Source organism: Maribacter sp., assembly GCF_049667165.1.
Classification (GTDB): Bacteria; Bacteroidota; Bacteroidia; order Flavobacteriales; family Flavobacteriaceae; genus Maribacter_A.
This window is the reverse complement of sequence record NZ_JBATHS010000108.1, coordinates 1-3,429: the sequence shown is the minus strand read 5'-3', so window position 1 is coordinate 3,429 and position 3,429 is coordinate 1. Positions and strand designations below refer to the sequence as shown.

General features: G+C 45.3%; 3 protein-coding genes. All 3 read right to left on the bottom strand.

The features are described from left to right. The coding region (locus WBM98_RS05850) for a M1 family metallopeptidase (protein ID WP_424365092.1) at positions 1-2,189 on the bottom strand (2,189 nt) is incomplete at its 3' end. 58 nt (positions 2,190-2,247) lie between these two features. Then, complete coding sequence (locus WBM98_RS05845) at positions 2,248-2,754, bottom strand: DUF6702 family protein (RefSeq protein WP_424365091.1); 507 nt, start codon at positions 2,752-2,754, stop codon at positions 2,248-2,250. A gap of 57 nt (positions 2,755-2,811) precedes the next feature. Continuing rightward, the coding region (locus WBM98_RS05840) for a hypothetical protein (RefSeq protein ID WP_424365090.1) at positions 2,812-3,429 on the bottom strand (618 nt) is incomplete at its 5' end.

Sequence of the window (3,429 nt, the reverse complement as noted above, 5' to 3'; positions counted from 1 at the left end):
ACCAATTCACTTTGGGATGAAATCACCAGTTTTACTTCCGCATCGTTCTTTCTCCAAATTTGGGGCGGATAGGTGATATTTTTCTTGGTTCCATCGGCATAGGTATACTCTACGATCAACGGCATGGGTATGCCTCCTGGCTTATCATAAGTGACCTCATAAAAGTACTTGGGCTCTTTGACGGCTGCCCGCTCTTCGGCCGTCATATTGTCCATCATGAATTCCTTGAGGGGTTTGGAAACTTCAGACGGTGTTTTGCCTTTAAGGTTGGGGTCATAATCCTCGCTATCTTCCTCGGCCAAATAGACCAAGGGTAGCAGGTCCGCTTCCGTTAGGTTCCTAGCCGCCAAATATTCCTTTATATTTTTGCCGGGCTTATCGGAAACATAATATTTTTTGAGTTCCTTTATCCCTATATCCACATAATCAGTAGTATAGAACCAACTTCGCCAGTACCAATCCAGATCAACCGCCGAAGCGTCCTCCATGGTCCTAAAGAAATCCTCAGGGGTGGGATGTTTGAATTTCCAGCGCTGTGCATAGGTTTTAAAGGCATGGTCGAACAACTCCCTGCCCATTACCGTTTCTCTTAGGATATTAAGGGCCGTGGCGGGTTTTCCATAAGCGTTGGGTCCCAATTGATATACGTTTTCAGGGTTGGACATGATCGGCGAAATGAAACTTTGGTCACCACTCATATAGGGTACGATCTTACTGGGTTCACCCCTTCTTGAAGGATAGGTACTACTTGGGGCGATCGCTTCCGGATATTGCTCCCCAAAAGCCTGTTCGGCCAAATACTGCATAAAGGTATCCAAACCTTCATCCATCCATCCCCACTGTCGCTCATCGGAATTGACGATCATCGGGAAAAAATTATGGCCTACTTCATGAATGATCACACTGATCATCCCATATTTGGTAAGATCGGAATAATACCCATTTTCAAAGGGTCTCCCATAATTCCAACAAATCATGGGATACTCCATCCCTTGGTTCTTGGCATGTACCGAAATCGCTTTGGGATACGGATAATCGAACGTATGTTTTGAATAGGTTTTTAAGGTCTGAACTACGGCTTTTGTGGAATATTCTTCCCATAGGGGATTGCCTTCCCTTGGGTATAGGGAGACGGCCATCACGTCCCCAGAACCCATTTTTACGGCCTGCATATCCCAAATGAACTTTCGGGACGAGGCAAAGGCATAGTCCCTCACATTTTTAGCCTTGAACTTCCATGTTTTCTTTTGTTCCGAATACCCTTTCTCGGCGGCCTCGGCCTCGGCCTGGGTCACGATGAGCACAGGCGCATCATATGATTTTTGAGCCTTCTCATAGCGATTCATCATCTCCTTGGTGAAGACCTCCTTTCTATTCTGAAGTTCTCCGGTAGCGTCGAGAATATGATCTGCGGGCACCGTAATATTCACCTCATAGTCCCCAAAGGGAAGGGCGAATTCCCCGCTGCCCCAAAATTGATGGTTTTGCCAGCCTTCAACGTCACTGTACACGGCCATTCTGGGGAAAAATTGGGCGATGACATAGGCTCTATTGCCATCTTTCGGAAAGTATTCATATCCTGATCGGGCCCTATCGACCGTATGATCGGGGATATTGTACCACCATTTGATCGAAAAGGATAGTTGATCCTTACTCTTTAACGGTTCTGGTATGTTCACCCGCATCATGGTTTGGTTGATGGTGTATGAAAGCGGTTTGCCGGAAGCATCTTTGATATATTCTATATTGAAACCCCCATCAAAAGGTTCTTTTAGGAATTTATCAACATAACCCTCCGGTCGCTCAGATATTGAAAGCTCTGAACCATTGCGCAGGGGCGATTTACTATCCTTGGCCCGTACATTTTGGTCTAACTGCAACCATAAATATTCGAGGTCATCGGGGGAATTATTGGTATAGGTAATGGTTTCCGTACCGTAGATCTTTGCGTTCTTATCATCCAACTCGACATCTATCTTATAATCGGCCTGCTGTTGATAATAATCCGGACCTGGGGTACCCGAGGCGGAACGGTAGGTATTGGGAGTTGCGAACTCCTCATACATTTGTTTGAATTTATTTTGGTTGGTGTGTCCGGGGGTTCTCTGGTCTTGTTCTACTTCCTGAGCGGTGATCACTGTAGTAAACAGGAAGAAAATCGAAGCAAAACCATACATGACTTTGTTCATATTCCAATATTTAGAAGGGGCCAAAATTAAAGCATTTTCGAGTATTTGCCGGGGATTATCACAAGTTTAACATTCCTTTGTTATTTTCTTTGATGAGTACATAACTTTTCTTTTTTCCCATGACTTTGAAATGGATCACATTCTGCTGTTCTTCGAAAATATCGGTGAGTATTTCATTTTGCACGGTTATCGATTTGATCTCATCTTTACCCACTTCGGGAATTTCCAGGTAGCAGATCATAACGTCATTATCATATTTCTTGCCCAAAAAATCATAGGTTCTTTGTTCCCCATTGATGTACACTAGAAATTTGGCCCTTAGGTACTTCTCGATGTATTCCTCGGCCAATTTGTTCTCAGTATCGGAGGCCAAATGCGCTTCAATGCCATAGCGCGTTTCAAGGACGTCCTCAAAATCATCGATGAAAATGCGGGAGGTAATCTGAATGGCCTCGTCCTTCTCTGAATAATGGATATTGGTAACGCTCACATAGAATTTATGGATGCCTGAAAAGGCCAACAAAGGCAATACCAAGAGCAGGCCGCACTTTTTCAAAAATTTCATCTCGTAAAAATTTCAATCAAAATTAAACAATCTTTATGCCATACTTTTCATTAGGCGCTATTCCAGATTATTGTACGCCCTATACTGGGCCCCTTTGGCGCGCATATAATCCCAAAGCCGCAAGCGATCCTGGGCATGGACAAGGGCTTTAAAGGCCGGATCAACGCCACAAAAATCGATAAAATCGGTTATTCGCTCCTTTGGGATGCGCAACCCCTGAACAAACAGCGAATCGACATAAAAACGTCGCACCTTTTGCAACTGTTCATAAGCTTCCTCACGGGCGATGCGCTCATTCAACCTTTTAGTACGGCCTGAAAAGTAATTGATCAAAGGGTCTAGGTTAGTGCCAGCGGCGATAATATAGAAGTGCGCATCCCACGTACGCGCCGCATACAAGCTACGTTCGGCCTGGGTGGGAAACCGTACATCCGCATTGGGCAACCCCAGGGTATTGGCCGTCACCAAGGGATCGATCGGTAGTCCGACCACATCCTGGGCCAGCCTTCCACTTAGATTATACGGCATTACCGTTACCTCTTCGAGCTTTATTTCGCCTGCCTGCATATACACCCTCAGAAACCCACTTTCAACCATGGCCCGGGTTACAGGCACCACCTTTCGTTTATACTGCACGGCTGAAAAGACCAAGGTATCGGTGATCCGAACGGGAAT

Excerpts from the sequence above, each read along its gene's own strand:
- WBM98_RS05845 (WP_424365091.1), bottom strand. The coding sequence starts at position 2,754 with ATGAAATTTTTGAAAAAGTGCGGCCTGCTCTTGGTATTGCCTTTGTTG.